General features: G+C 39.6%; 22 protein-coding genes, 6 tRNA genes and 1 riboswitch. Of the genes, 15 read left to right on the top strand and 13 right to left on the bottom strand.

Annotated features, from left to right (window positions below; all coding sequences use genetic code 11):
- Position 1: 1 nt before the first annotated feature.
- The gene (locus tag AB3G38_RS14550; protein WP_367864610.1) at positions 2-850 is read right to left on the bottom strand and encodes a bifunctional helix-turn-helix domain-containing protein/methylated-DNA--[protein]-cysteine S-methyltransferase; all 849 of its coding nucleotides are present in this window, start codon (positions 848-850) and stop codon (positions 2-4) included.
- Between the two features lie 82 nt (positions 851-932).
- The gene (locus AB3G38_RS14555; RefSeq protein WP_367864611.1) at positions 933-1,487 is read right to left on the bottom strand and encodes a hypothetical protein; all 555 of its coding nucleotides are present in this window, start codon (positions 1,485-1,487) and stop codon (positions 933-935) included.
- A gap of 231 nt (positions 1,488-1,718) precedes the next feature.
- On the opposite strand from AB3G38_RS14555, the gene AB3G38_RS14560 reads away from it, so the two are divergent.
- The 8 genes from AB3G38_RS14560 (at position 1,719) to AB3G38_RS14595 (ending at position 10,570) form a co-directional block, all read left to right on the top strand.
- Positions 1,719-1,916: a hypothetical protein gene (locus AB3G38_RS14560; RefSeq protein ID WP_367864612.1), complete on the top strand. Its 198-nt coding sequence runs from the start codon at positions 1,719-1,721 to the stop codon at positions 1,914-1,916.
- A 77-nt stretch (positions 1,917-1,993) separates the two neighbouring features.
- Positions 1,994-3,163 carry an HlyD family secretion protein gene (locus tag AB3G38_RS14565; RefSeq protein WP_367864613.1) on the top strand — a complete coding sequence of 390 codons (1,170 nt, stop codon included), beginning with the start codon at positions 1,994-1,996 and terminating at the stop codon, positions 3,161-3,163.
- Positions 3,160-5,313 carry a peptidase domain-containing ABC transporter gene (locus AB3G38_RS14570; RefSeq protein WP_367864614.1) on the top strand — a complete coding sequence of 718 codons (2,154 nt, stop codon included), beginning with the start codon at positions 3,160-3,162 and terminating at the stop codon, positions 5,311-5,313. Before AB3G38_RS14565 ends, AB3G38_RS14570 begins: the two co-directional genes overlap by 4 nt.
- A gap of 400 nt (positions 5,314-5,713) precedes the next feature.
- On the top strand, positions 5,714-5,929 hold the full coding sequence (locus AB3G38_RS14575) for a bacteriocin (protein WP_367864615.1): 216 nt from the start codon (positions 5,714-5,716) through the stop codon (positions 5,927-5,929).
- 24 nt (positions 5,930-5,953) lie between these two features.
- Positions 5,954-6,151 (top strand): hypothetical protein, encoded by a 198-nt coding sequence (locus AB3G38_RS14580; protein WP_367864616.1) that lies wholly within the window; start codon positions 5,954-5,956, stop codon positions 6,149-6,151.
- Between the two features lie 153 nt (positions 6,152-6,304).
- Complete coding sequence (locus AB3G38_RS14585; RefSeq protein WP_367868769.1) at positions 6,305-6,445, top strand: DUF417 family protein; 141 nt, start codon at positions 6,305-6,307, stop codon at positions 6,443-6,445.
- Between the two features lie 104 nt (positions 6,446-6,549).
- On the top strand, positions 6,550-8,754 hold the full coding sequence (locus AB3G38_RS14590; RefSeq protein ID WP_367864617.1) for an alpha-galactosidase: 2,205 nt from the start codon (positions 6,550-6,552) through the stop codon (positions 8,752-8,754).
- A 313-nt stretch (positions 8,755-9,067) separates the two neighbouring features.
- Positions 9,068-10,570, top strand: coding sequence for a hypothetical protein (locus AB3G38_RS14595; protein ID WP_367864618.1), 1,503 nt, complete (start codon positions 9,068-9,070; stop codon positions 10,568-10,570).
- A 114-nt stretch (positions 10,571-10,684) separates the two neighbouring features.
- Here the strand turns inward: AB3G38_RS14595 and AB3G38_RS14600 are convergent, their stop codons facing one another.
- Entirely contained in the window at positions 10,685-11,446 is a 762-nt protein-coding gene (locus AB3G38_RS14600; RefSeq protein ID WP_367864619.1) for an NYN domain-containing protein, read from the bottom strand.
- An 85-nt stretch (positions 11,447-11,531) separates the two neighbouring features.
- Positions 11,532-11,915, bottom strand: coding sequence for a cupin domain-containing protein (locus tag AB3G38_RS14605; RefSeq protein ID WP_367864620.1), 384 nt, complete (start codon positions 11,913-11,915; stop codon positions 11,532-11,534).
- A gap of 456 nt (positions 11,916-12,371) precedes the next feature.
- Between AB3G38_RS14605 and AB3G38_RS14610 the strand changes: the two genes are divergently transcribed.
- On the top strand, positions 12,372-13,574 hold the full coding sequence (locus AB3G38_RS14610) for a hypothetical protein (protein ID WP_367864621.1): 1,203 nt from the start codon (positions 12,372-12,374) through the stop codon (positions 13,572-13,574).
- Here the strand turns inward: AB3G38_RS14610 and AB3G38_RS14615 are convergent.
- The 8 genes from AB3G38_RS14615 to AB3G38_RS14650 all read right to left on the bottom strand — a co-directional run bounded on the left by AB3G38_RS14615 (position 13,571) and on the right by AB3G38_RS14650 (position 16,091).
- Positions 13,571-13,813 (bottom strand): hypothetical protein, encoded by a 243-nt coding sequence (locus AB3G38_RS14615; protein WP_367864622.1) that lies wholly within the window; start codon positions 13,811-13,813, stop codon positions 13,571-13,573. The genes AB3G38_RS14610 and AB3G38_RS14615 overlap by 4 nt on opposite strands.
- A gap of 606 nt (positions 13,814-14,419) precedes the next feature.
- A tRNA-Glu gene (locus tag AB3G38_RS14620) sits at positions 14,420-14,491 on the bottom strand.
- A 41-nt stretch (positions 14,492-14,532) separates the two neighbouring features.
- Positions 14,533-14,605, bottom strand: a tRNA-Met gene (locus AB3G38_RS14625).
- Positions 14,606-14,802: 197 nt separating this feature from the next.
- Positions 14,803-15,498 carry a hypothetical protein gene (locus AB3G38_RS14630; protein WP_367864623.1) on the bottom strand — a complete coding sequence of 232 codons (696 nt, stop codon included), beginning with the start codon at positions 15,496-15,498 and terminating at the stop codon, positions 14,803-14,805.
- Positions 15,499-15,668: 170 nt separating this feature from the next.
- Positions 15,669-15,740, bottom strand: a tRNA-Glu gene (locus tag AB3G38_RS14635).
- 44 nt (positions 15,741-15,784) lie between these two features.
- Positions 15,785-15,857 (bottom strand) — tRNA-Met (locus AB3G38_RS14640).
- 48 nt (positions 15,858-15,905) lie between these two features.
- A tRNA-Glu gene (locus AB3G38_RS14645) sits at positions 15,906-15,977 on the bottom strand.
- 41 nt (positions 15,978-16,018) lie between these two features.
- Positions 16,019-16,091: transfer RNA gene (locus AB3G38_RS14650), tRNA-Met, on the bottom strand.
- A 111-nt stretch (positions 16,092-16,202) separates the two neighbouring features.
- Between AB3G38_RS14650 and era the strand changes: the two genes are divergently transcribed.
- Positions 16,203-17,081, top strand: a complete 879-nt coding sequence (era, locus tag AB3G38_RS14655) for a GTPase Era (protein ID WP_367864624.1) — start codon at positions 16,203-16,205, stop codon at positions 17,079-17,081.
- A gap of 46 nt (positions 17,082-17,127) precedes the next feature.
- Complete coding sequence (gene der, locus AB3G38_RS14660; RefSeq protein WP_068405690.1) at positions 17,128-18,429, top strand: ribosome biogenesis GTPase Der; 1,302 nt, start codon at positions 17,128-17,130, stop codon at positions 18,427-18,429.
- A gap of 76 nt (positions 18,430-18,505) precedes the next feature.
- On the opposite strand, the gene AB3G38_RS14665 is transcribed toward der, so the two are convergent.
- Positions 18,506-20,113, bottom strand: coding sequence for a S41 family peptidase (locus AB3G38_RS14665; RefSeq protein ID WP_367864625.1), 1,608 nt, complete (start codon positions 20,111-20,113; stop codon positions 18,506-18,508).
- 190 nt (positions 20,114-20,303) lie between these two features.
- Here AB3G38_RS14665 and murQ point away from each other — a divergent pair, with 190 nt between their 5' ends.
- The 4 genes from murQ (at position 20,304) to metH (ending at position 26,549) form a co-directional block, all read left to right on the top strand.
- Positions 20,304-21,110, top strand: a complete 807-nt coding sequence (murQ, locus tag AB3G38_RS14670) for an N-acetylmuramic acid 6-phosphate etherase (RefSeq protein WP_367864626.1) — start codon at positions 20,304-20,306, stop codon at positions 21,108-21,110.
- 7 nt (positions 21,111-21,117) lie between these two features.
- Positions 21,118-21,687, top strand: a complete 570-nt coding sequence (locus AB3G38_RS14675) for a hypothetical protein (RefSeq protein ID WP_367864627.1) — start codon at positions 21,118-21,120, stop codon at positions 21,685-21,687.
- Positions 21,688-21,737: 50 nt separating this feature from the next.
- Positions 21,738-22,487 carry a Bax inhibitor-1/YccA family protein gene (locus tag AB3G38_RS14680; RefSeq protein ID WP_183869967.1) on the top strand — a complete coding sequence of 250 codons (750 nt, stop codon included), beginning with the start codon at positions 21,738-21,740 and terminating at the stop codon, positions 22,485-22,487.
- A gap of 171 nt (positions 22,488-22,658) precedes the next feature.
- Positions 22,659-22,768, top strand: a riboswitch (SAM riboswitch).
- 121 nt (positions 22,769-22,889) lie between these two features.
- Positions 22,890-26,549 carry a methionine synthase gene (gene metH / locus AB3G38_RS14685; protein ID WP_367864628.1) on the top strand — a complete coding sequence of 1,220 codons (3,660 nt, stop codon included), beginning with the start codon at positions 22,890-22,892 and terminating at the stop codon, positions 26,547-26,549.
- Positions 26,550-26,552 lie beyond the last annotated feature (3 nt).

Genomic DNA, 26,552 nt, shown 5'->3' on the forward strand with positions numbered 1-26,552 from the left:
CTTATGCTTCGCTGGTTGTCATTGCCGCTTCCCACCCAATTATAGCCGTTTTGCGCGTACTTCCCCAGTGGTATTGACCTAGTAAACCCGTAGACTGAATGATGCGGTGACAGGGAATGATAAAGGCTACCGGATTAGCACCTATGGCTGAACCTACAGCTCTGGATGCAGATGGCAGACCTATCTCTCTGGCAACAGCACCATAAGTTGTCAATTGTCCAGCCGGGATTTTCAATAAAGTTTCCCATACTTTCAATTGAAAATCCGTTCCTTTTAAATGTAATTTGATCTCACTGATCCGATCCCAGTCTTGTCTAAAAATATAAAGGGCATGCTGTTGAGCAGCATCAGCAAATTGCTGGTAAACAGCATTGGGAAATTTCGTTTTCAAGTCTTCCAGTGCATCTTCAGCATGCTCAGTAAAAGCAATATGACAAATTCCCTTAGGTGTTGAAGCTACCAGGATGTTACCAAAGGGGGTCTCAGCAAAGCTATAGTTGATAGTCAGGTTCTCTCCACCATTTTTATATTCACCAGGCGTCATTCCTTCAATATTGACAAACAGATCATGCAGCCTGCTTGTTCCGGAAAGACCTGTTTCAAATGCAGTTTCAAACAGGGTAGCCTGGTTTTCTTTCAGCATTTTCTTCGCATGTTCAACGGTCAGGTATTGCAGAAATTTCTTTGGGCTTACTCCTGCCCACTCCGTAAATAACCGTTGAAAGTGAAAGGGGCTGAGATTTATTTTTTCGGCGACTTCTTCCAGACCGGGCTGGGTTTTAAAGTTACCATTGATATAACTGATTGCCTGGGCAATGCGGCTATAATTAGTTTCTTCCTGTGCTTTCATTTTTTCGTATAATTTATTTGACCACACAAAAATAGAGACCAGAACAAGCTTTAACCACCCGAAACTTGCTCAGTTTCAACAATCATTTACTGCCTGTAACTTCATTGAGTTCTTTCATGTACAGGTAATAAGCAGCAATATAAGTGAGCTCATGATGCCCAGGTTTAGCAATAAACTGTTTGAAATCATCAATATCATTTTGGGTAAAACCCATTTTCACGAAAAAGGGCTGAGCAAGATCCCACTCTTCCAGGTTAACCTTTCTATTTTCAAGGCTCTTATAGAGCTGTAAGGATTCTACAAATTGGCGATAGTCTTGTGTATCCTTAAATTTATCCATAAATCCAATCATCGTACGGTAAGTAGCGGGCTGTCCTTCATCCATCGCAGTGCGTAAAAATGCAGAAAGTACCGATCCTTTTAGCAGCACACTATCCACATTTCCATAGTTTCCACAATGTTTTAAGATTTGAAGATCCCTTAAAAAAAGAGAATCATTTTGTAAAGTCTGATGCTTGGCGAAATAAGGCTCCTGATCAAGCACCTGGTTACAATCAATTCCTTTCTGTGCGAATGACACTAAATTTACTCCTGAAAGTAAGCCAGTCAATAGCGTATAAAAAATATATTTCTTCATAAAAAAATAACCCTGCAAGGCAGACAAGGTAACAAAATCCTGTTATCAACATGAATTGTCTGCGCATATTTACATAGCGCGGTTTCCATACTGACAAATAATGAATAAATTGAATAAGAAGCACCGCCATGTTTTTAACTTCTTATTTTCTAATTTCGATTCAGCGTTTGACCAGAGAGGCGTACCCTGAAAAGCCTTAAATGAGTAAGGAACTATTCGTAACAAGTTAGTATGATGAAAAAATTAGAGTTAAAAAATCTTGGTGTTCAGGAAATGAACACAACGGAAATGTTAAATACCGAAGGCGGAAGTTTGCTGAGCTTCCTTGACGGATTAATGGGAGGTGTGAACACACTGTTAGGCAATGTGGTGAATACGTTGAATAAAATATTATCTCCACTGATCAATATTGGCATCGGTCCTCTTTAAAAGATCAGCATTTAAAATGCTTACTGATAACCGTTATGCCCGATTGAAGCATAACGGTTATTTTATATACTGCCTGTATGTCCCTGTCTAATTACACCATTGAAACTATATCGGGTAATTCCATCGTTCACCGGTCAAAGATTGGTAAGCCCAGCCAATTTATCTATATCGTCACCGTACTGGCTATCTTAGCTGTCTTTACCGCATTACCCTTTATTAAAACGCCAATCAGCGTAAAAAGCAATGGCCTTTTACAATCTTCTATGGAGAAAACAGAGCTTACTGTTCCTGTTAATGGCAGAATTACTCAGCTCGGATTGAAAGACAATAAAAAAGTAAAACAGGGCGACATCTTATTAGTTATTGATGCTTCTGCACCCAAAAAACAGGATGCTCTTGTACAAACACGCCAGGGACAGATCAGTGAATTTTTACAAGACCTGAATAAATTACTGGTATACATTCAATGGAATGGATATAGTTATCCAAATCCGAAAACTGGCCAGTATACTGCAGCCTGGCAGGAATTTGCACAGGAGTCTGAAACTGCCAGAATTGCGAAAGAACAGACGGAAACCACTTTTAACAGATATAATAAATTGTACCAGAGTAAAGTTGTGACTGAATCTGAATATGAAAAATATAAGTTTGAAAAAGAACAGGCGGCTTCTGCTTACCTGATGGTGACCAGCAAGTATAAAACCAGGTGGCAAACAGAAGCCAATCAATTCAGAAATGAAATGCGTCAGCTTTCCAGCCAGCAGGTGGACTTAAACGAACAGAAAAAACAATATACTTTGAGGGCTCCGATCAGCGGCTCAGTTCAGAATCTTTCAGGTATCCAGAAAGACGCTTATGTATTTGCCAATCAAAAAATCGGAGAGCTATCTCCGGATACTAATATTACTGCTTTCTGTTATATCAAACCAGCAGATATCGGGCTGATCAGAAAAGGACAAGAGGTCAGGTTCCAGGTGGATGCTTTTAATTATAACCAATGGGGACTGGCAACCGGACAAGTACTCGACATATCAGATGATATTATCATTGTAAACAATCAGCCCGTATTTAAAGTGAGATGTAACCTGACCAGGAATTATTTAGTGTTAAAAAACGGTTATAAAGGATTTTTAAAAAAAGGCATGAACTTCACTGCGCGCTTCACTGTGACCGAGCGCAGTTTATATCAGTTACTATATGATAAAGTTGATGACTGGGTTAATCCAAATGTAAGCGACAAAATATGAGCACCAAAGTAAAACAAAGAGATATTACCGATTGCGGTGCAGCATGTTTAGCGTCAATTGCCTCACATTTTAAGCTGGATCTTTCCGTTGCCCGCATCAGGCAGCTGGCCGGTACAGATAAAAAAGGAACAACAGTTTTAGGGCTGGTAGAAGCTGGCCGTAAATTAGGCTTTGAGACTGCTGGTGTAAAAGGCCCCTTTGAGAGTTTATTTAAGATTCCTAAGCCTGCTGTCGCCCACTTAATCGTTGATCAGATTTTACAACATTATGTGGTGGTTTATAAAGTGACCAGTAAGTTCATTGAGGTGATGGATCCCGCCGACGGACAAATGCATCGTAAAACCCATGAAGAGTTTAAAAAGGAATGGACCGGGGCGCTCGTTTTGTTATTACCTGCAGAAGAATTTCAGCCCGGAAATGAGAAAATATCCGTCCAAAGTCGTTTCTGGAACCTGATCAAACCGCACAAAGGTATTCTCATACAGGCACTGCTGGGTGCAATTGTATATACCATACTAGGACTGTCGACTTCCATTTTCGTCCAAAAACTAATAGATTTTGTATTGGTTGATGGCAACCGGAACCTGCTTAACCTGATGAGCATAGCGATGGTGATTATCCTGGCTATCCAGCTTTTGATCGGTACTGCCAAAACGATATTCACCTTAAAAACAGGTCAAATGATCGATAGCCAGCTAATTTTGGGCTATTACAAACACTTATTGAAATTACCACAGACATTTTTTGATACTATGCGTGTGGGTGAAATTATTTCAAGAATCAATGACGCTGTAAAAATCAGAACATTTTTAAACGACGTGAGTATTAACTTTCTCGTGAACATATTCATTGTTTTCTTCTCCTTTATCATGATGTTCACCTATTACTGGAAGCTGGCACTGCTCATGCTGACCGTTATCCCATTATATCTTATCATTTATGTGATTACAGATAAGTTAAATAAGAAAGTACAAAGGAAACTCATGGAAGATTCTGCAGAACTGGAATCACAATTGGTGGAAAGTTTGAATTCGGTGGGTACGATCAAACGTTTCGGGCTGGAATCTCATGCCAATGAAAAAACAGAAACCCGTTTTATCAATCTTTTGCAAACAGGTTTTAAATCCAATATCAACTCCGTCTTTTCGGGGACTTCAACAGAATTAATATCCAGACTCTTAACGATAGTTTTACTGTGGGTAGGTGCCGGATATGTGCTCGATGGTAATATCACCCCTGGTGAATTGTTATCTTTTTATACACTTATAAGTTACTTTACCGGCCCGGTTACGTCATTAATCGGCATGAATAAAACCATACAGGATGCTGTAATTGCGGCAGACAGGTTGTTTGAAATTATGGATCTGGAACGCGAAAGTGAGGAAAGCCAGATTGACCTTACGCCCGATAAGATCGGTGATATACACTTCGAAAAAGTTTCTTTCCGTTATGGAACCAGGCTCAATGTTTTTGAAAATCTAAACCTGATGATCCCTAAGGGTAAATTTACTGCCATTGTTGGCGAAAGTGGTTCAGGAAAATCAACTTTGATGTCCATTTTACAGAATATTTACCCCATACAAGAAGGGAATGTCCGTATAGGGAGCTATGATTTAAAGTATATCCGTAATTCTTCTCTGCGCCAGGCAGTAGCGGTAGTACCTCAGAAAATTGATTTATTTGCCGGCAATGTCATTGATAATATAGCGGTAGGTGATGATGAACCCGACATGCAAAGGATCATTGAGATATCCACGCAACTGGGTATTATCGACTTCATAGAAACCTTACCCCGGGGATTTCAAACTTACCTTGGAGAAAATGGCACCACATTGTCTGGTGGACAGCGGCAGCGCATTGCAATTGCCAGGGCACTGTACCGGAACCCCGAAATCCTTATCCTGGACGAGGCAACTTCTTCGCTCGACTCTGCTTCAGAACAATATGTCCAAAAAATGATTGACCTCTTAAAATCGAATCAAAAGACGGTTATCGTTATTGCACATCGATTAAGCACATTAAATCATGCAGATAAAATCATTGTCCTGGACAAAGGAGTTGTTGTTGAACAAGGTACACACCATGAACTGATTTACAGTAAAGAGTCAGCTTATGCTAATTTATGGAAACTTCAATTGCCACAATTATAATTCAATTTTCGGCTGAGATTCTTCTTCCTTCGAATTATGAAACTTCTATTCATACAAAAGAAAAACAACCTTATTATCAGTCAGTTAACCACAATATTCAGCAAAAAACAGGCATCAATATCCTTTTTAATTCACCTTGTAAAGCTCAAAAATCCTATGCACTAAATGAATGAATTGAATAAGCACCAAACGCAACCAGGACAGCAGCTCAAAAACCCTGTTTTTTAATATAAAAACCAAGTATTCAATCAACTGCGAAGCGAAAACATGGTATTTCAGGCTTTTTGGATTTTCCGCCTATTAGTCAAATATTATTACTTTCGTTATAGTGTTTGGCCAACCTAGGCGTATCCTGAAAAGCCTTTAACGAGTAAGGAATAGATTTTATAATACCCCCATTATGAAAAATTTAGAATTAAAAGACCTTGGTGTTCAAGAGCTGAACACAAAAGAAATGTCAACCATAGAAGGCGGTGGTTTACTAGGTGATATTTTTGGTGTAGTAGGTGCAGTTGCCACAACTGTAAATGGAGTTGTAAATACCGTTAATAATGTAGTTGGGAATACCGTTAAATTTGGTCTTGCTCAATTATTTACAATTTTAGGTTCTCTATAAGACCTGAGCTAACCAACTCCTATCATGAAAAATCCAGAATTAAAGAACTTTGGTGTTCAGGAAATGAACACAGCAGAAATGTCAGCAATTGAAGGTGGTGGTATCATTAATGACCTGGCTAAAGGTCTGTTCAATGAAGCTATATCCATCACGACTAACTTTGTGCAAAGCACTGTTAGCTTTTTAGGAAATACATTAGGTACTATTTTCGGCTCTCTATAAAACCATAATAAATTAACGCTGCCGTTATGCTGATAGTATCAGCATAACGGTCATTTAAATTTTTTAGGTATTGTCCTCCCGGACTCTGCCCTTTTTGTATCCTGAAAAACTTATTCGGATGGCTCTCATCTAACCTCTACCCTAAGCTTTTTGTTGAGCACCCCAGGCATCTGGAAGCAATCAGATGGAGTTCCGGTTACCGATTTCTTTATCTTGAAAGATCTGGCATTTTTAGCTATAGGAATCCAGGTTTTAGAATATTCATCAAATGATAAAAGACACTTAAAAAATTAATTATCAAATAGATATAGCTAAAACATTTTATCATAACATGTCTTATAACTATCCATTTATTTCAATATTTATCTCTTTATATTCGTGAAAATTGAGATTAAAAAATGAAAAAATTATTAGCTGCTTTACTATTATTTCAAGCCAGTCACCTATTGGCACAAGATAAAATAACATCACTGCCAATATGGAAAGAAACAGAAGAAACTGTTAAAAAACAAGATTGGCTCATCAATAGCATTGGTAAAACAGCACAAGTATATCGGGATTTAACTAATAAGGATATTATTTTGTCTAATGGCTTAATTAGAAGATCATTTCGTTTACAACCCAACCTCGCCTGTACAGATTTCAGTAATCTGAGCAATGGACAGCAACTTTTAAGAGCCGTAAGTCCGGAAGCAAAATTGACCATCAATGGTAAATCTTATAACGTGGGCGGATTATATGGCCAAAAGCAAAAAGCTTATCTCTTGAATCAATGGCTGGATGGGCTAACTACAAATAGTTCTGATTTTCAATTTAAAGCTTATAAAGTCACCACCGTTACCCCATACATCAACTGGAAGCCCGCTACAAATACATTTGCCTCCAACAAACAGCAACCAACAGGAAAGATGCTGACATTTTCTTTTGAATCCAGCTTACCTGCACTAAAAGGGATCCGGGTAAACGTAAATTATGAATTATATGACGGCATACCGTTAATCTGCAAATGGCTCAGCGTCGAAAATAAAGGCCGGCAAATTATCAAATTAGACAAGGTAATTCATGAGATTATCGCTGCACATGAGGAAGAATCTACAGTAGACGGGAATCCAGAAGATATTAAAATCCCTCATGGAATTTATATAGAAAGCAATTATGCCTTTAATAATTCCATGAATGCCCGGCTTTCGGATCAAACTACCCATTGGAATACCGATTCCACCTATACCTCACAGGTTAACTATAACCTTAAAACGCCTTGTTTACTGGAAGTTTATCCGCCAGTTGGTCCGGGTGTAACCATCGCTCCGGGCGGTATCTTCAAATCTATCCGTACAAACGAATTGCTGCTGGATAGCTATGACAGGGATAGAAATGGCCTGGCACAGCGTATGATGTACCGAAAAATTGCCCCATGGTCAACAGAAAACCCAATTTTCATGCACCTGATCACTATTGATCCAAAGGTGGTAAAAACTGCTGTTGACCAATGTGCAGAAACCGGTTATGAAGCTATTATTCTCAGTTTTGGCAGCGGTCTGCATATGGAAGATCAGAGCGCAGAAAACATAGCAAAGATCAAGAAATTAGTCGATTATGCACATAGTAAGGGGATTTTGATGGGTGGATATTCTTTATTTTCCAGCCGCCGGATTAATGATGATGAAGATGTAATTGATCCCAAAACAGGCAAAGCAGATGTACATGCTCAGTTTCTGCATGCCCCTTGTTTAGGTTCAAACTGGGGCCTTGCTTATCTAAATAAAATTAAAGCGTTTATTCAAAAGACAGGGCTGGATATATTTGAGAATGACGGCCCATATCCGGGTGATGTTTGCGCATCGACAAAACATCCGGGCCATAAAGGGCTGGAAGATTCACAATGGGCACAAATAGAACTACAAAAAGGATTGTATCGCTGGTGCAATGAAAACGGAATTTATGTAAATGCGCCCGACTGGTATTTTCTGGACGGAACTCATAAAATTTCGCTGGGATACAGAGAAGTAAACTTTAGTTTACCACGGGAACAGCAGATCCTCCTGAACCGTCAGAATATCTATGATGGAACATGGGAGAAAACACCCACAATGAGCTGGGGATTCGTTCCATTAGCACAATATCAGGGCGGTGGAGAAGCTGCCACATTAGAGCCCCTTTCTGCACATCTTCCCGCTTATGAACAGTTGATGATGCAGTATTATGGAGCTGGAATACAAGCTTGCTATCGTGGTCCCAGATTATATGATACACCTGAAACAAAGCAACTGGTAACTGATGTAATCAGCTGGTATAAAAAATACAGGGTTATTTTAAATTCAGACATTATACACCTGCGCAGGGCGGATGGAAGAGAATGGGATGGAATTTTACATGTTAATCCAAATGAAAAAGAAAAGGGATTAGCTATGTTATACAATCCTTCGGCAGAGAAAATTACACGGAAAATCATATTACCGCTTTATTACACTGGCCTTAAAGGTAATGCCAATATCAGAGAGAAAGAAGGCCAATCGGTTGCTTATACTTTAGACACTAATAATCAGGTAACTTACGAAGTAACGATACCAGCAAATGGCTACACCTGGCTTGTGATTGAATAGTATCCTGAAAGAAATCCCCCATCGTTTTCTTTGATTTACAATAAAACCTATAAATATTTCCAAGAATGACCTTATAATTTCATTAATTGAAAAATAAAAAAACACACAATACACTCATAATGATGTGACAATGAGACACATGACCCAGTTAAGACCTATCACTAAATCAATAAAAAATTCACAATTATTATTTTTTAAAGAAAATAAATACCAGATAAATAACATCTGATAATTTATATCGAAAATGTTACAGTTAAAGTTGTGAATGCAATTCCCTATGCTACTTTTGAGATTAACCTAAAAACCTAATCCTATGAAACAACATTTATCAGTTCGTGACAAAATCTTGTCATCGAAAAAGAAAGTGTGCAATCTCTTAAAAAACAGCACAGCAGCAGGCCTTTTCATCTTAACCGCTTTTTCTTCCTGCAAGAAATCAGCACCTGGGAATTTACAATCAGACAACCAGTCCTTAAGTAATTCAAAAACACAAGTCAATTTTGAGCGGAATCCGAATGCTAGTTTAACTAAACCAATTACCATAGGCTACTATCCAAGCTGGACTGAAGGATGGTTAAATGAAGATGGAAAAAGTGCATTCACAACCTTACCTACTGCTGTAACACACGTATTCTTTGCATTTGCCAAACCTAACTTAACTTACGTAAAGGGTTCTTACAATATTTCTACAGCAAATACCGGACTGGAGTGTTACCAGGCAACCGAAGGCGGCCTGATGTTGAAACGTGCTGTTGGAATCCTGAAACAACGCGGCATTACAGTAATTTTATCATTAGGCGGTGAAACCTACTGGAGAGCTCCGGAGAACTTCAATAACATCAACTATCAACAAATCAAAGATCTCGTAGATGATATTGGCTTTGGAGGAATTGACTGGGATTTTGAACCTGCTGGTAGCTTTAGCGAATCGGGAAATGCAGCTAACGTAGCTTATTTAACAAGGTTCATTACCGAATCAAGGAAATTAATGCCAAAGTCGGCAGGCTATATTATCGCTACAGCACCGGTAGGATCAGGAGCTTTAGGCGGATTAAACAATGATGATGCTGCATCTCCGTTTGCCTATAACAAACGCAATACGATAACCGGAGAATCTGACAGTTACCTGTACAGCGCAACCGACGGAACAAAAAGCATCAGCTTATTTGGCTTCAGCGCAACTGGCGCAATGATTCCTGTAATTAAAGCTGCAGGAGATAAACTGGATATTATCGCTTATCAGGCTTATAATATCGGAGCAGCGCCTAACCGCAAGTTAATGTATGATTCTTATGCTTATTATGCCAACATCTATGGCTTCCAGTTAGCACATGGTACACACGTACCAAACGAGCCATGGGGGCCTTATTTTGAGCACACACCTCAATTTGAAGCTGATTTAGCAAAATACATCCATGATGGCGGTACGCAAAGCAGAGCAGGTAAAAATGATGGTATTATGATTTGGAACCTTGCATTATTATCCGCAAAAGGAACGAATTATACTGGCGTAACTTACCTGAACGTAGCTAAAAAAGTTTTAAACGGGCAAACTACATCAGCAGCACTTGCGAATGCATTTGACTACAAGAATGAGACACCAGTTATCCCTACTGACCCAACCAATCCAACCAACCCCGGCACAGGAAATTGTGGTATAGCGCCCTATAACGCAGGAATTGCTTATCCAGCACCCGGCACAAAAGTATATTACAATGGTAAAATATATAAAAACAAATGGTACGTAAACCCTAATGAATTGCCAGAAGCCGGCCAATGGGGTCCCTGGGAGTTTGTAGAGAACTGCCCTAAATAGTATTTTCCAATTAAGCTGTTCAGGATATAATTGTTTTACCCTGAACAGCTTAATTTTATCTTTAAAACTATATAGCAGTAAATTCGTACAGGCTATTTAAATTCTGATATACTGTTATTTCCTGGGTGATTTTTGTTTTCTCTTGGCTGCATTGTGCTTTACGCCCCCAATTTCAATTTTTGATACTTCGTATTCAGGCAAGCTTTCCAATAATTTTGATAAGTTATAAAAGCCATGCGCCCTGGAATCAAAACTCGGGTCAATTTTCCGAAGGTTTGTGCCCAAAACAGAAACAAGCAATTCAGCATCTTCTCTATTAGACATGAAATATGCCTTGTCTATGAGTTCTAATTCGACTTTAGGATACTGCTTCACTTCTGCCTTATCAGATGCCTTTTTTGATTTGACTGTAGTCACTTCTTTTTCGAGCACTTCTTCCTGAACGATATTTTCACTAAATGTGAATACTTCGCATGAGCGTACAAAGGCGGTTGGGGTCTTTTTTTCACCTACCCCCATCACAAAGACTCCTTCTTCTCTTATCCGTTTTGCCAATCCGGTATAATCACTATCACTTGAAACAATGCAAAATCCGTCAACCACACCGCTATGCAATATGTCCATCGCGTCAATAATTAGTGCACCATCTGTCGAATTCTTACCAGAAGTGTAACTAAATTTTTGTATTGGGGTAAAAGACAAATCGTTTAATAAATCTTTCCAGCTGTTCATATTGTTTTGTGTCCAATCCCCATATATTCGTCTAATAGTTACCTTACCATATTTGGCGATTTCTTCAAGGATTGATTTTAATAATTTAGCCTGTGCATTGTCACCATCGATCAGGACAGCAATTTTTTCTATTTTCTTTTCCATTATATTTCAGGATTCTAATGCAAGATATTATTTTACGCCGACTTTTGAACTCTGATTGCTGTTAAATTAAAACCTGCCTTAATGCTTATTTCTGATCAAGAAAATTTGACGGATATAAAATTTGTCCATGCTTTTGCGCAATAGCCTGCAATTTTTTAATGGATTCAGAGTCCATTGGTGGCGGCGGAAGAAATTCGCCGGGAGTTGCAGGCTGCCCTATTTCTTCAAAAAACTCTTCTAACCCGGCAGGTACAACTATACAAAGCAACTTGGCGACCAGATCGCTAACATTTTTAAAATAATGTACAATGCCTCCTTCTGGCACAACAACAAAAGAACCTTTTTTTGCGGTATAGGATCCCGCCTCGGAATGAACTTCCACTTCACCCTCGACAATATAAAAGGACTCGTAAAAATTGGCATGGGAATGTGGACCGGGGGCCGTTTTGAGGAGGTACCAGCATTTCAATTGTTGAAAATGCGCCGTTGGTTTGTTTGCCCGAAACGAGTACCCGGTAATTACCGCCCGCTACTGATAGTATTTCTCCACCGGTAGGGTCTACTGTAATTGGTGTTGGTTTTGAGGTTTCCATATGTTCTGTTTAAGGTTTGAATTAATGTGCTTTTCTCTGAAATTTAAATTATAAGCTGATCAGGCTGAATTGTGTCAGAAATGTTGTGGTAATCATATTTTCATGTACCTGTTCAGTAGCTTTTTCAACTTTTATAATAGGTATGAATTAAAACACTGAATATATAAATTGACAAATATTATACAATATTCAATATTTTCAGCGTTAATCTGCAAATCGTATCTAACAAAATACCGGGCATTAAAAGAAAGAAGGCATTAAAGTAAGTAACTTTTATAAACTTTTTTTTAAAAATTAACGGCTACCTATTTAAAAACATTAATCAATCAATTATGAAATTTAAAATTCATTTTATCGCCATTACCGCATTTTTGCTGTTTGGCTGTTCAAAAGAAAAGCAGCAAAATCAAGAAAACGCTGATTCGAAGATCGCTGATTCGCAGGTACAAGGACTCGCATCTATTGATGGCAATACCTCTTATCAAACCATTGATGGATTAGGCTTTTCCAGCGCATGGTGTGGCACGCTTACTACAGCCAAAAACGATGCACTTTATAATACACTGGGCTTTTCTTTGTTAAGGGTACGTTTCGACCAGAATAATGACTGGGCCGATGAAACAAATAATGCCGCGGCAGCGCACGCCAGGGGTGCTAAAGTATTAGGCTGTCCCTGGAAAATACCTACAGCTTACCGATCAGGCAATACTATTCCATCTAACCAGTATGTTAATTTCTGCAATTGGCTGGGTAGTGCTGCCTCAACAATAAAATGTGATTTTGTATCTATAAAAAATGAGCCCGATGGCTCTTCGGAAGATGGCAATCTGGATGGATACCAGATACGTGATATTATTAAAGCAGGCGGATCAAATATTGGCAAACCTATTGTTTGTTCCGATGCTATTAATTTTAACGATATTTATACTGACCCGATACTGAACGATGCCACCGCTGCCTCTAAAGTTTCTTATGTTTCCGGACACCTTTACGGTAATGGCAATTATGTACATCAGAATGCATTAAATAAAGGAAAGCGTGTTTGGATGACAGAATACTATGTTTCCAATAGCCGTGACAATATGGATAACTGTTTAGTTTTAGCTAAAAACATTAGTGATTGTATGAACAACAAATTTAGTGCTTACTACTTTTGGTGGGTTAATGATAATGATGCAAGTGTTAACCTGGTTAATCAAAGCGGTACAATTTATAAAGCCGGCTACACTGGCGGCCAGTTTGCCAAATGGATAAGACCTGGAAAACAAAGAATAGCGTGCACCTATAATCCTGTCTCTAACGTTTATATAACAGCTTACAGTGGAGGCGGATTGGTAATAGTAGCTATTAATACAGGAACTTCAGCAGTAAGTCAGTCTTTTTCAGTTGCTAACGTTAGCGGTGTTAATTCGCTGAATATTAATCGCACATCGACTAATGAAAACATGTCTTCGATAGGATCCGTTGCCGTTTCAGGCAATGCATTTAAGTATACGCTTCCTGCCAAAAGTATTACTACTTTTCATCAATTTTAGCCAGCAGTACGTTTTATTGAAGTAAACAACAATAATGTCACATGCCACCTCCGGAGGCATGTGACATTATTGTTTTGTGCCTCCAGATCAATAGATTGTTTCCTTTTGCCCGGTACAGAACTTTTGAAACAACCTGTACTCCAAACTGCTGCTTTAAAAATGAAATCGTCCTGGATTCCCTTTGAAAATTTACCCGTTAAACTTCCCATAATAAATATCTTTTCACCAATGTAAGCCATTAGCGTTAAAGATTATCCTGATGCGTAAAAAATGTCCGCAATTGTCCGCAGCTGTCTGCAATTGTCCGCTTTGTCCGTGGGTTAGTCAAAGGGAAAATTATAATTTCATTCATCTTCAACTAGTTATGGTTGGGTTGTGCCTGAGTGGTGGTCGGGATGACACCAGGTTGTAAACGGGCTGTAAGCATGCCAGGTCTAAGTCATTTCAACTAGTTGTTTTGACTTAGAGTTGCCATGCTCTCGCGTTACTTTAGCACTGCTCTTACCCTAACGAGTACTCAGGCAGTACTCAGGCAGTACCCGGACGATATAGCTTTATGATTTAGCTATTTTGAATTTATTTACGAACAGCCCGGCCTTGTTTCCCCTGAGTCATTCCCAGGCAAATTGAAAGCTTTCAGCGCAACTTCCAGAGGCATAAGAGCATCCGTGACAGCAAAGACTTTCTGTTGAGCGTGTCAAAAATTTATGCTTAAAAAAGAGCCTGCTCCAAAAGTTTATGACTTGATCGTTGATCCACTTGATCCTTGATCACTAAATATGAAAATGCCAGCAAATTTCCCCTAAAAGCAAAAATCCCGCTCTACTTATCGTAAAGCGGGATCGTAGCCCGTAGGGGAATCGAACCCCTATTTCCAGAATGAAAATCTGGCGTCCTAACCGGTAGACGAACGGGCCATTTCAAAGCGACCAACCTTTGCAGGTTATGCTTCTCCAGGTAGCGGGGACCAGACTCGAACTGATGACCTTCGGGTTATGAGCCCGACGAGCTACCAACTGCTCCACCCCGCACTATATACTTAACAAACAGGCCTTCAGAGGCTAATACTACTGTTTTTTAAAGTGATGCAAACATAGGGTTATTTTTCAAAAACCGCAAATATTAACAATAAATACTTATATTATTTTTAAAAAACAACCCTATCCCCTTAATTCACAGACAGATCTAATTTCTATTTTTATATTAAAAAATAGAAATTTTGCTTATGTTAATATAGAATTAACCTCAAATATCCATTTTCAACGTTCTTTTTAACCTTTTCTTCCTGGTCAAAAACGACAGCATTGAATTTTGCTTCCAGCAAATAAGTACCATTTGTTAATTTAACGCAGCGAATAATTTCGAATCTTGACTGTCGCTGACTCTCTAAAGTTATAGCAGTCGGACTTCCTATAGAAACTTTGCTATACGTAGAAAAATCTTCACTTGTATACAGATCAATAGCTACACCATTTTGCGTATGCTCTCTTTTATAATCAATAGGGTAACTATAATTTCCAGGCTGAAAAAGATCCAGTCCATTTTTCGGTGTAAAAAAAGCCAGCACATTTTTCTCCATTTCTTTCTTATTGTATTTTTTAGCAAAAGAAATATTGATTCTTGCATCATACTCCTTTGAGTTGAAATCATAACCTCTGCTGAACATTACAGAATCTTTATCGCCAGAATAATAACTTGTTCCCTTTACAAAAGAGTCCAACTTAAAATTGGGTTGCGCATTTCCAATCTGAAAACCATTCTGACGCGTAAAGGAATAAGACTTACCATCCATCTGATAAGCACAAGAATCTCCCAGTGCTAATAAAGGATCGGGTTTTATTTCCAAAGGTGCGGGGTCGTCCTTTTTACAGGCTGCGAATAAACATAGAGCAAAAACACCACACCAAAACGGAGAAATCTTCATAAACTGAACTTGTATTTATTTTTATATAATAGCAATCATTCTTTCGAACAGCCAAATATATAACTATAAAGCAACTAATCCTCTTGAAGACAAAAATTACAAAGGGCAACACAAAAACCAGAAGATCATTAAAGATTTTTTTCACCAAAGAAACAAGATGAAAATTTGAGTAGCCCGTAGGGGAATCGAACCCCTGTTACCAGAATGAAAATCTGGCGTCCTCACCCCTAGACGAACGGGCCATAAATTAAAGCGCTTAACTTTTAAGGGTTAAACGCTTTCCAGGTAGCGGGGACCAGACTCGAACTGATGACCTTCGGGTTATGAGCCCGACGAGCTACCAACTGCTCCACCCCGCACTATGTTTTAATCAAAAAAGGCCAGTATGTAACCAGCCTTTTCTTTTGTAGCCCGTAGGGGAATCGAACCCCTATTTCCAGAATGAAAATCTGGCGTCCTAACCGGTAGACGAACGGGCCATTTCAAAGCGACCAACCTTTGCAGGTTATGCTTCTCCAGGTAGCGGGGACCAGACTCGAACTGATGACCTTCGGGTTATGAGCCCGACGAGCTACCAACTGCTCCACCCCGCACTATATTTACAATTTAAAACTATAAAAGATTAAATCTTCCTTTGTTTTAAATTGGTCTGCAAAGATATATTTCGTTTCTTTGCAATGCAAATTTATTTTAAAAAAAATTCAATGTCGCATAAAGCAGGTTTTGTAAGCATAATAGGAAAGCCAAATGTTGGTAAATCCACGTTAATGAATGCCCTGGTGGGGGAAAAGCTATCGATCATCACTCCGAAGGCCCAAACTACCCGTCACCGTATTCTTGGAATTGTCAATGAAGAAGATTCACAAATTGTTTTTTCAGACACACCCGGCATCATAAAACCACGTTATGGACTACAGGATTCAATGATGAATTTTGTCAAAGGAGCATTAAGTGATGCAGATTTAATTTTATTCGTCACAGACATCAACGAACAACATGATGAAAATGATGTACTGGAAAAAATAATCAATACCACTATCCCTATGATTGTACTGATCAATAAAATTGATGGTGCAACGCAGGAACAGGTAGAAGAGAAACAAGCCTACTGGCAGGAGCTCTTAAAACCAAAACATATTTATGCAATCTCCGCCTTACATCAATATAACCTGGATGGAATTATGGAAAGAATCTTAGAATACCTTCCCATACACCCACCCTACTATGATAAAGGTGACCTGACAGATAAGACCCAGCGTTTCTTTGTTTCTGAGATTATCAGAGAGAAAATCTTCAACAATTACCAGAAAGAAATCCCTTACAGTACAGAAGTAGTGATCACTTCTTTTAAAGAAGAAGAGAAAATCACCAGGATCAGTGCAGAAATTATCGTAGAACGTGACTCACAGAAAAACATTCTGATTGGTAAAGGTGGTGCTATGCTGAAAAAGGTTGGTACTGAAGCACGTAAGGATATTGAGAAGTTTTTAGATCAGAAAGTCTTCCTTGAAACCTTCGTAAAGGTACTTCCGGACTGGCGTAGTAAAAAGAACTATTTAAAAAGTTTCGGGTACGAAAATTAAACCTACCTTTGCAACCCCTTAATAATTAATACAATTCACAAAACACATGAGTAACATTATCGCAATCGTCGGAAGACCAAACGTAGGCAAATCTACCCTTTTTAATCGCTTAACTGAAAGTCGTAAAGCAATTGTTGATGATTTCAGTGGTGTAACACGCGATCGCCATTATGGCGTTGCTGAATGGACACACAAACAATTTACTGTAATTGACACAGGAGGTTATGTAGCAAATTCTGAAGATCTGTTTGAAGCGGCAATCCGCGAACAAGTAGTTATCGCGATCGAAGAAGCTTCCGTTATCCTGTTTATGGTTGACGTAATCACTGGAATTACAGATTTAGATGATGAAATAGCACAGCTATTACGCCGCAGTAAAAAACCGGTTTTCATTGTCGTAAATAAAGTAGACAATACTTCATTAGAAAATGATGCAGCTGTATTCTACGGATTTGGCCTTGGAGATATTTATTCGATCTCTTCGATGACAGGTTCAGGTACAGGTGACTTACTGGATGACGTGATCTCACATTTTGAAGATGACGTAGTCGAAGAAAATGCTTTACCAAAACTGACTATAGTCGGCAGACCAAATGTGGGTAAATCTTCCCTGATCAACGCCTTAATGGGCCAGGATAGAAATATTGTTACCCCAATTGCAGGTACAACACGTGATTCCATCCATATTCACTACAATCAGTTCGGACATGAATTTATGTTCATCGACACCGCAGGGCTTCGTAAAAAAACAAAAGTAAAAGAGAACATCGAGTTTTATTCTGTAATGCGTACTATCAAGGCTCTTGAAGAGGCTGATGTGGTATTGCTAATGATAGATGCTGTTGATGGCTTAGAATCTCAGGACGTTAATATTTTCCACTTAGCAGAGAAGAACAAAAAAGGTATCGTAATTCTGGTTAACAAATGGGATTTGGTAGAGAAAGATCATAAAACGATGAAAGCTTTCGAAGAACAGATTCGTGTTAAATTACAACCTTTCACAGATATCCCAATCGTATTCACTTCAGTATTGAGCAAACAACGTATTTTCAAAGCAGTTGAGACGGCATTAGAAGTGTTCAAAAACAGAGGAAAGAAAATTCCTACCTCGAAACTGAACGATGTGATGCTTCCGATCATTGAAAAATATCCGCCACCAGCATTAAAAGGAAAATACATTAAAGTAAAATACGTGACGCAGATCAATGCAACTTCACCAATGTTTGCTTTCTTCTGTAACCTTCCTCAATATATCAAAGAACCGTATAAACGTTTCATTGAGAATAAATTACGTGAGAACTTCGACTTTAGCGGAGCACCAATCCAGATCTACTTCAGACAGAAATAGAAACTGAAAATCATCAACAAGCGGTATTAGATTTAATACCGCTTTTTTTATGCCTGAAAAAATGGTTTAATCTTATTTATTGCATGCTTGAAAGCGCCTGCTTCACCATAGTGTCATTTAAGTTCAAAGCCTTATAATAACCAGCTTCCCCTAAATGATACTTACACAGTAAAGCTTTCAGGTCACTATAAATAACCGGCTTTGCCGCAGCAAGCTGCCTGGGATCAATCACAATATTTTTGCTTTGTATAAACTTCACAAAGTCTTTATAATCTGTATCACTGATACTGAAAGTTGCTAAATTCTGTTCCAGGTAAGCGGCATTGTACCGGTTTGCCAATACGTCGAACACATAATCGAAAAGCACTTTTTTGGTCAATAACATCCCATAGAACTTATTCATTCCGGTCGTGTCCATTTTCACATAAATATCCGGCTCAATACCGCCACCTGCAAAAACTTTTTTTCCCGAACCCGTTGTAAAAGCCAGGTTTCTTCTTAAACTATCTTTTGCAGCTACAGGTTTATCCGTCAGCTCTCCATCATTATAGCGATCATCAATCTCATTCTGGTAAGCTGTATACCCTTTTTTATAAGATTTCTGAATGCTGCGGCCTAAAGGGGTATAATATCTTGCAATAGTCAGATTCAGTGCAGAACCATCTCCAAAAGGAAACTGTTCCTGTACCAGTCCTTTTCCAAAGGAACGGCGTCCAATGATCACCCCCCTATCCAGATCCTGAACAGCACCCGCCAGTATTTCACTCGCAGAAGCTGTATTTTCATTAATCAGCACAGCAAGCTTTCCATTTTCAAATTCCCCTCCCCCGGTTGCAATATAGTCTGTACGCGGCTCATGTTTCCCTTCGGTATAAACAATCAGTTTATTTTCCGGAAGAATCTGATTGGCCAGCCCCGTAGCCGCAGTTAAATAACCACCGCCATTATCCCGCAGGTCAAGTACCAGTTTTTTCATTCCCGCAGACTTTAGTGCTTTTACAGATTCTACAAAATCTTTATCGGTATTAGCGCCAAACTCACTGATCCGGATATACCCGGCATCTGCATTGATCATATAGGCAGCATCAATACTGCTCACACTCACTCTCCCCCTTTTGATCGTTAACGTCACCGGATGTGCAGCTCCGGTATGCAGTACGACCAGCTGAACCGGAGTTCCGCTTTTACCCTTGATCTTTCCGATCATTTTATCTTTAGTCAAATGTTTACCACTGACAAACAAACTATCAATTTTCAAGATTTTATCACCCAGTTTCAGCCCTGCCTGTGCAGCCGGCCCATCTTTGATTACATTGGTTACCAGCAGTGTATCTTTAAGAATATAATATTCAATACCAATGCCCTGGAAATTACCTTCCAGCATATCAGCTTGTGCATTTGCTTTGACCGGAGGAAGATAAACACTGTGAGGATCCAGCTGGTGTAATAAACTATCAATTTCAAGGTGACTTAAAGTATCTGCATTAATCTCATCCACATAATTTCTATTGATCAGATTGATAATTTCGTCTACTTTATTTGAATTTTTATCTGCAAACTGAACATTGTGCTGAAAGGTGAACCCCTGATCCTTTAAAAACTTATAACCCAAGAACATACCACCTATTAATGTAACAGAATAAGTGATTGCGACAAGCAGGTTTTTACGGGTAGTTGGTTTCACTGAAGTAGGTTTGCACAAAGTTATGAAATTACGCTGTTAATTAAGCTACTAACCCCATTAGAATTGTAATTGTTTAAGATTTTATTATAATACTCATTTGTTTATAAATATTCAGCTGAAAATCTGCCCGAAATGCATTCATATTTCCCTGTTCAAAAGAAATTGACGAATTTTAACAAAAAAAGATAAAATGATACGCATCACCGAACAAGAATCAAAGTATACTAATATTGATCAGATGGAAGTACTTGACATTCTGAAAGGTATAAATAACGAAGATAAAACAGTTCCTCTTGCAGTGGAAAAAGCGATTCCACAAATCGGGAAACTGGCTGCTGCTGTAGCAGAGCGGATGAAAAACGGTGGAAGGTTATTTTATATCGGCGCAGGTACAAGCGGCAGACTGGGTGTAGTTGATGCCTCAGAATGTCCGCCAACGTTCGGCGTTCCTTTTGATGAAGTGGTGGGAATTATTGCTGGTGGGGACAAAGCAATCAGACGCGCCGTAGAAAATGCAGAAGATGATGATAATCAGGCCTGGACAGACTTACAGGAATTCAACATCAACGCGAAAGACAGCCTGGTTGGTCTGGCCGCATCAGGAACTACCCCTTACGTAGTTGGTGGACTGAAAAAAGCCAGAGAAAACGGCATATTGACCGGCTGTATTATTTGTAATGAAGGCGGCCCTGTAGCTGAAGCCAGTGATTTCCCGGTTGAAGTTGTAGTAGGCCCCGAATTTTTAACAGGATCTACCCGGATGAAATCCGGTACCGCACAGAAACTCGTGCTGAATATGCTAAGTACAACAGTCATGATCAGATTAGGCCGTGTCAAAGGAAACAGAATGGTTGATATGCAATTAACGAATCATAAACTCGTTGACAGAGGTACACAGATGGTGATGAATGAACTTCATATCGACTATAAAAAAGCCGAAGACCTGCTGATCCGTTACGGAAGTGTTAGAAAGGCTGTGGAAGCCGGTACTAAATAAAATTATTATGCACGAAATAGAACCATTTTACCGCTGGCGTGACGATTATATAGCCGCGGAAGACCCCCGGTCACCATTTTACAACACCGAATACTCTGAGTTTTATTTCGATAAACAGCTGTACAATTTCCTGATTCACCCGCAATGGGATGATTTTGGCTCCAATACACTTTATATTAAAGTGCTGTTTGTAGACTATGAACATAATTATGCGATCATTGAATTTATCGGCGAATGGAACGATGCGATAGGAAATGACATTATGCTCCTGAAAAGAGAAATACTGGAACTGATGATCGATGAAGGCATCAATAAATTTATCCTTATCGGAGAAAACGTTCTTAACTTCCATGCTTCAGAAGACAGTTACTACGAAGAATGGTTTCAGGATGTGGAAGACGGTTGGATCACCGGACTGAATTTCAACCCGCATGTGATTGAAGAATTCAGAAGCAGCAATATTGATTACTATATCAACTTTGGTGGTGAACTTGACGATTTGGCATGGAGAACAGCAAAACCCCTTCAAATCTTCCATAAAGTTGAAGAAATTCTGACAAAAAGACTAGGGGCATAGCTTTTGCTGATACAAATAGATTCGTATATTTAATTAAATTTTAAAATAACATGGATAACAACAATAATAATTGGTCACAACAATCAGTATTTGTGGAAAACCAGACAGGAACAGTTGCAAAGAAATTCTTTGCCAACGTGTTTTTATGGATGTTTGTAGCGTTGAGTTTATCAACACTGGCTGCAGTTTACATGGCAAATACGCCAGAAATGTTAAGCTACCTGATCAATCAGGAAACAGGTAAAATGTCTATGATAGGTTATGTTGCTATGTTTGCTCCGCTAGGGCTGGTACTTTTGATGAGTGCAGGGCTGAGTAAGTTATCATACAGCGCTTTATTAGGTGTATTTATTCTGTATTCAGTATTGACCGGTGTCAGTCTGAGTTTCATCTTATTGATTTATACAACAAGTTCAGTAGTGGCTTGTTTTGCTGCTGCGGCAGGAATATTTGGTTTAATGGCTGTATTAGGTTATACCACCAACACGGATTTAAGTAAATTCGGATCAATCTTAATGATTGGTGTAGTAGGCCTGGTGATTGCCAGTGTAATTAACATGTTCCTGAAAAGTTCCGGTTTTGACTATATCATGAGCTTCTTTGGTGTAGCGATCTTCACTGCATTAACTGCTTATGACGTTCAGAAACTAAAACGTATCGGTGCAGGTATCGAAGAAAACGGTGGTACTATGGCTGTTGATGATACTAAGAAATTAGCGATCATGGGCGCTTTGTCATTATACCTTGACTTCCTGAACATTTTCATCTTCTTATTGAGAATATTCGGAGGAAGAAAATAAGTCAGCATCCTTACAAAGGAAGCCGGTCAGTTTTAAAGCTGACCGGCTTTTTTTTTGACCCCGCAGAACATTGTTTCGTACCACCATTCAAATTACCTGATTTTTGCAATATTATATGCTTTAAACTCTATTTGCTTGGAAATGATTTTTCTTTGTTGCATTTTTGTACCAAGCTTATAAAGAAAGACGGAGGGATTAGACCCGACGAAGTCTTAGCAACCTGTGCTTACAAGGTGCTACATTCTACTCGAACAGTTCCGGCTGTTCCTGACAGATAAGTTAATTCGATCCGACACTGGATTTCTGATTAGGCCTTTATATAAAATTTTCTGTCTTTAAGATACTACATCGCATTGCACTAGTGGCTTGAATACAGACAAACGGCTATCCACAACACAGATAATGAGCATAAGAGAAGAGCTTAAAAAACGAATACTAATCATCGATGGGGCAATGGGCACCATGATTCAGCGCTATATCCTGACTGAAGAAGACTTTAGAGGAGAGCGCTTTGCGAATCACCCATGCGATGTCAAAGGGAATAATGACCTGCTGAATATTACGCGTCCTGATATCATCAAAGCTATACATACAGAATACCTTAAAGCAGGTACAGATATCATTGAAACCAATACTTTTAGTACGCAAAGAATCTCTCTTGCGGATTATAAGATGGAAGAACTGGACTATGAAATGAGTTTCGAAGGCGCTAAAATTGCCAAAGAAGCAGTTACTGAATTCATGGCTGCAAATCCAGACCGCGTTTGTTTTGTTGCAGGCGCTGTAGGGCCTACTAACCGTACTTTGTCTATCTCACCAGACGTGAATGATCCTGGATACCGGGCTTTAACCTTTGATGAACTCGTTGACGCTTACTATGAACAAATCAGGGGTCTTGTTGACGGCGGATCTGACCTGTTATTAATTGAGACAATTTTTGATACTTTAAATGCGAAAGCAGCAATATTTGCAATCAAAAAATACGAAGAAGTTATAGGACGTAAAATTGAGATCATGATTTCCGGAACCATTACAGATGCATCAGGCAGAACACTGTCCGGACAAACTGTAGAAGCTTTCCTGAATTCAATCATTCATGCCAACCCACTCAGCATCGGTTTCAACTGTGCACTGGGTGCAAAAGACATGAGGCCCCATATTGAAGAACTGGCTGCCAAAGCACCCTGTTACGTATCCGCATATCCTAACGCAGGCTTACCGAATGAATTTGGCGCTTATGATGAAATGCCTAATGAAACAGCTACTTTAGTTGGAGACTTCATTCAGCACGGCTTTGTGAATATTGTGGGTGGTTGTTGTGGCACCACGCCAGACCATATCGCAGCTATTGCCGCAAAAGCCAAAAATATTACCCCAAGACAAATACCAGAAATACCTAAATATCTTCGCCTGAGCGGACTTGAACCCGTAACCATTACGCCCGAAAGCATGTTTGTCAACATTGGTGAAAGAACCAATATCACGGGCTCCCCAAAATTTTCCAGGTTAATTTTAAGCGGTGATTACGAAGCTGCACTTGCCGTTGCCAGACAACAGGTAGAAGGTGGTGCGCAGGTCATTGACGTGAACATGGATGAAGGAATGCTGGACTCTGAAGCTGCAATGACGAAATTCCTGAACCTGATTGCTTCAGAACCTGATATTTCCAAACTGCCGATCATGGTCGATTCCTCTAAATGGAGCGTCATTGAAAACGGTTTAAAATGTTTACAGGGAAAAGGGATTGTCAACTCGATTTCACTCAAAGAAGGAGAGGACAAATTCCGTGAAAGTGCCCGTAAGATTATGAATTACGGTGCAGCGATCGTGGTGATGGCCTTCGATGAAAACGGACAAGCGGATAACTTTGAACGCAGAAAAGAAATCTGTAAACGTTCTTACGACATCCTGGTAAATGAGATTGGCTTTCCGGCAGAAGACATTATTTTTGACCCGAATATCTTAACCGTAGCCACTGGCTTAGAAGAACACAATAACTATGCAGTTGATTTTATCAACGCAGCACGCTGGATTAAAGAAAACCTGCCCTACGCGAAAGTAAGTGGTGGTGTATCCAATATATCTTTCTCTTTCAGAGGAAACAATACCGTACGTGAGGCCATGCACTCTGCCTTTTTATTCCACGCCATTAAGGCCGGACTGGATATGGGAATTGTGAATGCCGGGATGCTGGAAGTTTATGAAGCCATCCCCGCCGAATTACTGGAACGTGTAGAAGATGTTTTATTAAACCGCCGGGAAGATGCGACAGAGCGTCTGGTAGACTTTGCAGAAACCGTAAAATCTAAAGGAAAAGAACTTGTTAAGGATGAAGAATGGAGAAAAGAACCCGTAGAGTCCCGTCTTTCCCACTCTTTAGTCAAAGGAATCATTGAATACCTGGATGCCGATGTAGAAGAAGCAAGGCAACAATACGATCGCCCTATCCACGTCATTGAAGGCCCGCTAATGGACGGAATGAATATCGTGGGGGATTTGTTCGGTGCCGGAAAGATGTTCCTGCCACAGGTCGTAAAATCTGCCAGGGTCATGAAGAAAGCCGTAGCTTACCTGCTCCCATTCATTGAGCAGGAAAAACTGGACAACCCCGATGGAGATCAAAGTTCTTCGGCCGGAAAAATTTTACTCGCTACCGTAAAAGGCGATGTTCATGATATTGGTAAAAACATTGTAGGGGTAGTTTTAGCCTGTAATAACTTTGAAATCGTAGACTTAGGGGTAATGGTCCCTGCACAGGAGATCATTAAAAAAGCCAAAGAAATCAATGCAGATATTATCGGTTTAAGCGGCCTGATCACACCTTCGCTGGATGAAATGGTTCACTTTGCCAAAGAGATGGAACGTGAAGGCTTTACTGTACCCCTGCTGATAGGTGGCGCCACTACTTCCAGAATCCATGCTGCGGTAAAAATAGCGCCGAATTATTCAGGCCCCGCTATCCATGTGCTTGATGCTTCCAGAAGTGTGACCGTATGCAGTACCCTGATGAATCCCGAGACCCGAGGAGGTTATATTGATAATATCAGACAGGAATATGATAAAGCACGCAAAGCGCATCTGAACAAACGTAACGATAAACGTTTCAAATCTATTGAAGAAGCAAGGACAGACAAATTTACCATTGACCCTGCCCTGGTTGCGCCTGCACCTAAATTTACCGGGACTAAAACATTGGAAGATTACCCACTGGAAACCCTTGTCCCTTATATTGACTGGACTCCTTTTTTCCATACCTGGGAATTAAGAGGCAGTTACCCAAAAATATTCAACGATAAATCGGTTGGCGTAGAAGCCAGAAAATTATATGATGATGCCCGTGTATTGTTACAAAAGATCGTTGAGGAGAAATTACTGACCGCAAAAGCAGTGATTGGCTTCTGGCCGGCACATGCCAAAGGCGATGATATTGTATTAGATGTAGCAGGCAAACCAGTAACGATCCATACCCTGCGTCAGCAAGCAGAGAAAGTTGCCGGAGAGCCTTACTATGCTTTATCAGATTTCGTTGCGACAAAAGAAGACGGCGTTCAGGATTATTTTGGTGGCTTCGCTGTCACTACAGGTATTGGCTGTGATGAGATGGTTGCTGAATTTGAAGCCAACTATGACGATTACAACAGTATCATGGCAAAAGCACTCGCAGACAGGCTTGCTGAAGCCTTCGCAGAACACCTGCATGAATTAGTCCGTAAAGATTACTGGGGTTATGCAAAGGACGAGCAGTTAACAAATGAAGATCTGATCAAGGAAGAATATGCAGGTATCCGTCCGGCACCAGGTTATCCTGCCTGTCCGGACCACACCGAAAAAGAAACACTATTTGAACTACTGGGCGCAGAACAAAAAATAGGGCTTCGCCTCACAGAAAGCTTCGCGATGTACCCAACAGCAGCAGTAAGTGGTTTTTACTTCTCACACCCTCAATCCAGGTACTTCGGCCTTGGGAAAATCACCAAAGATCAGGTAGAAGAATATGCAGTCAGAAAAAACATGTCACTTGAAGATACCGAAAGATGGCTTAGTCCGAATTTAGCCTATTAACCT

The organism is Pedobacter sp. WC2423, assembly GCF_040822065.1.
Taxonomy (GTDB): Bacteria; Bacteroidota; Bacteroidia; order Sphingobacteriales; family Sphingobacteriaceae; genus Pedobacter.

What these genes read in the sequence shown, in the direction of transcription:
- AB3G38_RS14550 (WP_367864610.1), bottom strand. Translation starts at nt 850, where the DNA reads ATGAAAGCACAGGAAGAAACTAATTATAGCCGCATTGCCCAGGCAATC.
- AB3G38_RS14555 (WP_367864611.1), bottom strand. Translation starts at nt 1,487, where the DNA reads ATGAAGAAATATATTTTTTATACGCTATTGACTGGCTTACTTTCAGGA.
- AB3G38_RS14560 (WP_367864612.1), top strand. Translation starts at nt 1,719, where the DNA reads ATGATGAAAAAATTAGAGTTAAAAAATCTTGGTGTTCAGGAAATGAAC.
- AB3G38_RS14565 (WP_367864613.1), top strand. Translation starts at nt 1,994, where the DNA reads ATGTCCCTGTCTAATTACACCATTGAAACTATATCGGGTAATTCCATC.
- AB3G38_RS14570 (WP_367864614.1), top strand. Translation starts at nt 3,160, where the DNA reads ATGAGCACCAAAGTAAAACAAAGAGATATTACCGATTGCGGTGCAGCA.
- AB3G38_RS14575 (WP_367864615.1), top strand. Translation starts at nt 5,714, where the DNA reads ATGAAAAATTTAGAATTAAAAGACCTTGGTGTTCAAGAGCTGAACACA.
- AB3G38_RS14580 (WP_367864616.1), top strand. Translation starts at nt 5,954, where the DNA reads ATGAAAAATCCAGAATTAAAGAACTTTGGTGTTCAGGAAATGAACACA.
- AB3G38_RS14590 (WP_367864617.1), top strand. Translation starts at nt 6,550, where the DNA reads ATGAAAAAATTATTAGCTGCTTTACTATTATTTCAAGCCAGTCACCTA.
- AB3G38_RS14595 (WP_367864618.1), top strand. Translation starts at nt 9,068, where the DNA reads ATGAAACAACATTTATCAGTTCGTGACAAAATCTTGTCATCGAAAAAG.
- AB3G38_RS14600 (WP_367864619.1), bottom strand. Translation starts at nt 11,446, where the DNA reads ATGGAAAAGAAAATAGAAAAAATTGCTGTCCTGATCGATGGTGACAAT.
- AB3G38_RS14610 (WP_367864621.1), top strand. Translation starts at nt 12,372, where the DNA reads ATGAAATTTAAAATTCATTTTATCGCCATTACCGCATTTTTGCTGTTT.
- AB3G38_RS14615 (WP_367864622.1), bottom strand. Translation starts at nt 13,813, where the DNA reads ATGGCTTACATTGGTGAAAAGATATTTATTATGGGAAGTTTAACGGGT.
- AB3G38_RS14630 (WP_367864623.1), bottom strand. Translation starts at nt 15,498, where the DNA reads ATGAAGATTTCTCCGTTTTGGTGTGGTGTTTTTGCTCTATGTTTATTC.
- era (WP_367864624.1), top strand. Translation starts at nt 16,203, where the DNA reads ATGTCGCATAAAGCAGGTTTTGTAAGCATAATAGGAAAGCCAAATGTT.
- der (WP_068405690.1), top strand. Translation starts at nt 17,128, where the DNA reads ATGAGTAACATTATCGCAATCGTCGGAAGACCAAACGTAGGCAAATCT.
- murQ (WP_367864626.1), top strand. Translation starts at nt 20,304, where the DNA reads ATGATACGCATCACCGAACAAGAATCAAAGTATACTAATATTGATCAG.
- AB3G38_RS14675 (WP_367864627.1), top strand. Translation starts at nt 21,118, where the DNA reads ATGCACGAAATAGAACCATTTTACCGCTGGCGTGACGATTATATAGCC.
- AB3G38_RS14680 (WP_183869967.1), top strand. Translation starts at nt 21,738, where the DNA reads ATGGATAACAACAATAATAATTGGTCACAACAATCAGTATTTGTGGAA.
- metH (WP_367864628.1), top strand. Translation starts at nt 22,890, where the DNA reads ATGAGCATAAGAGAAGAGCTTAAAAAACGAATACTAATCATCGATGGG.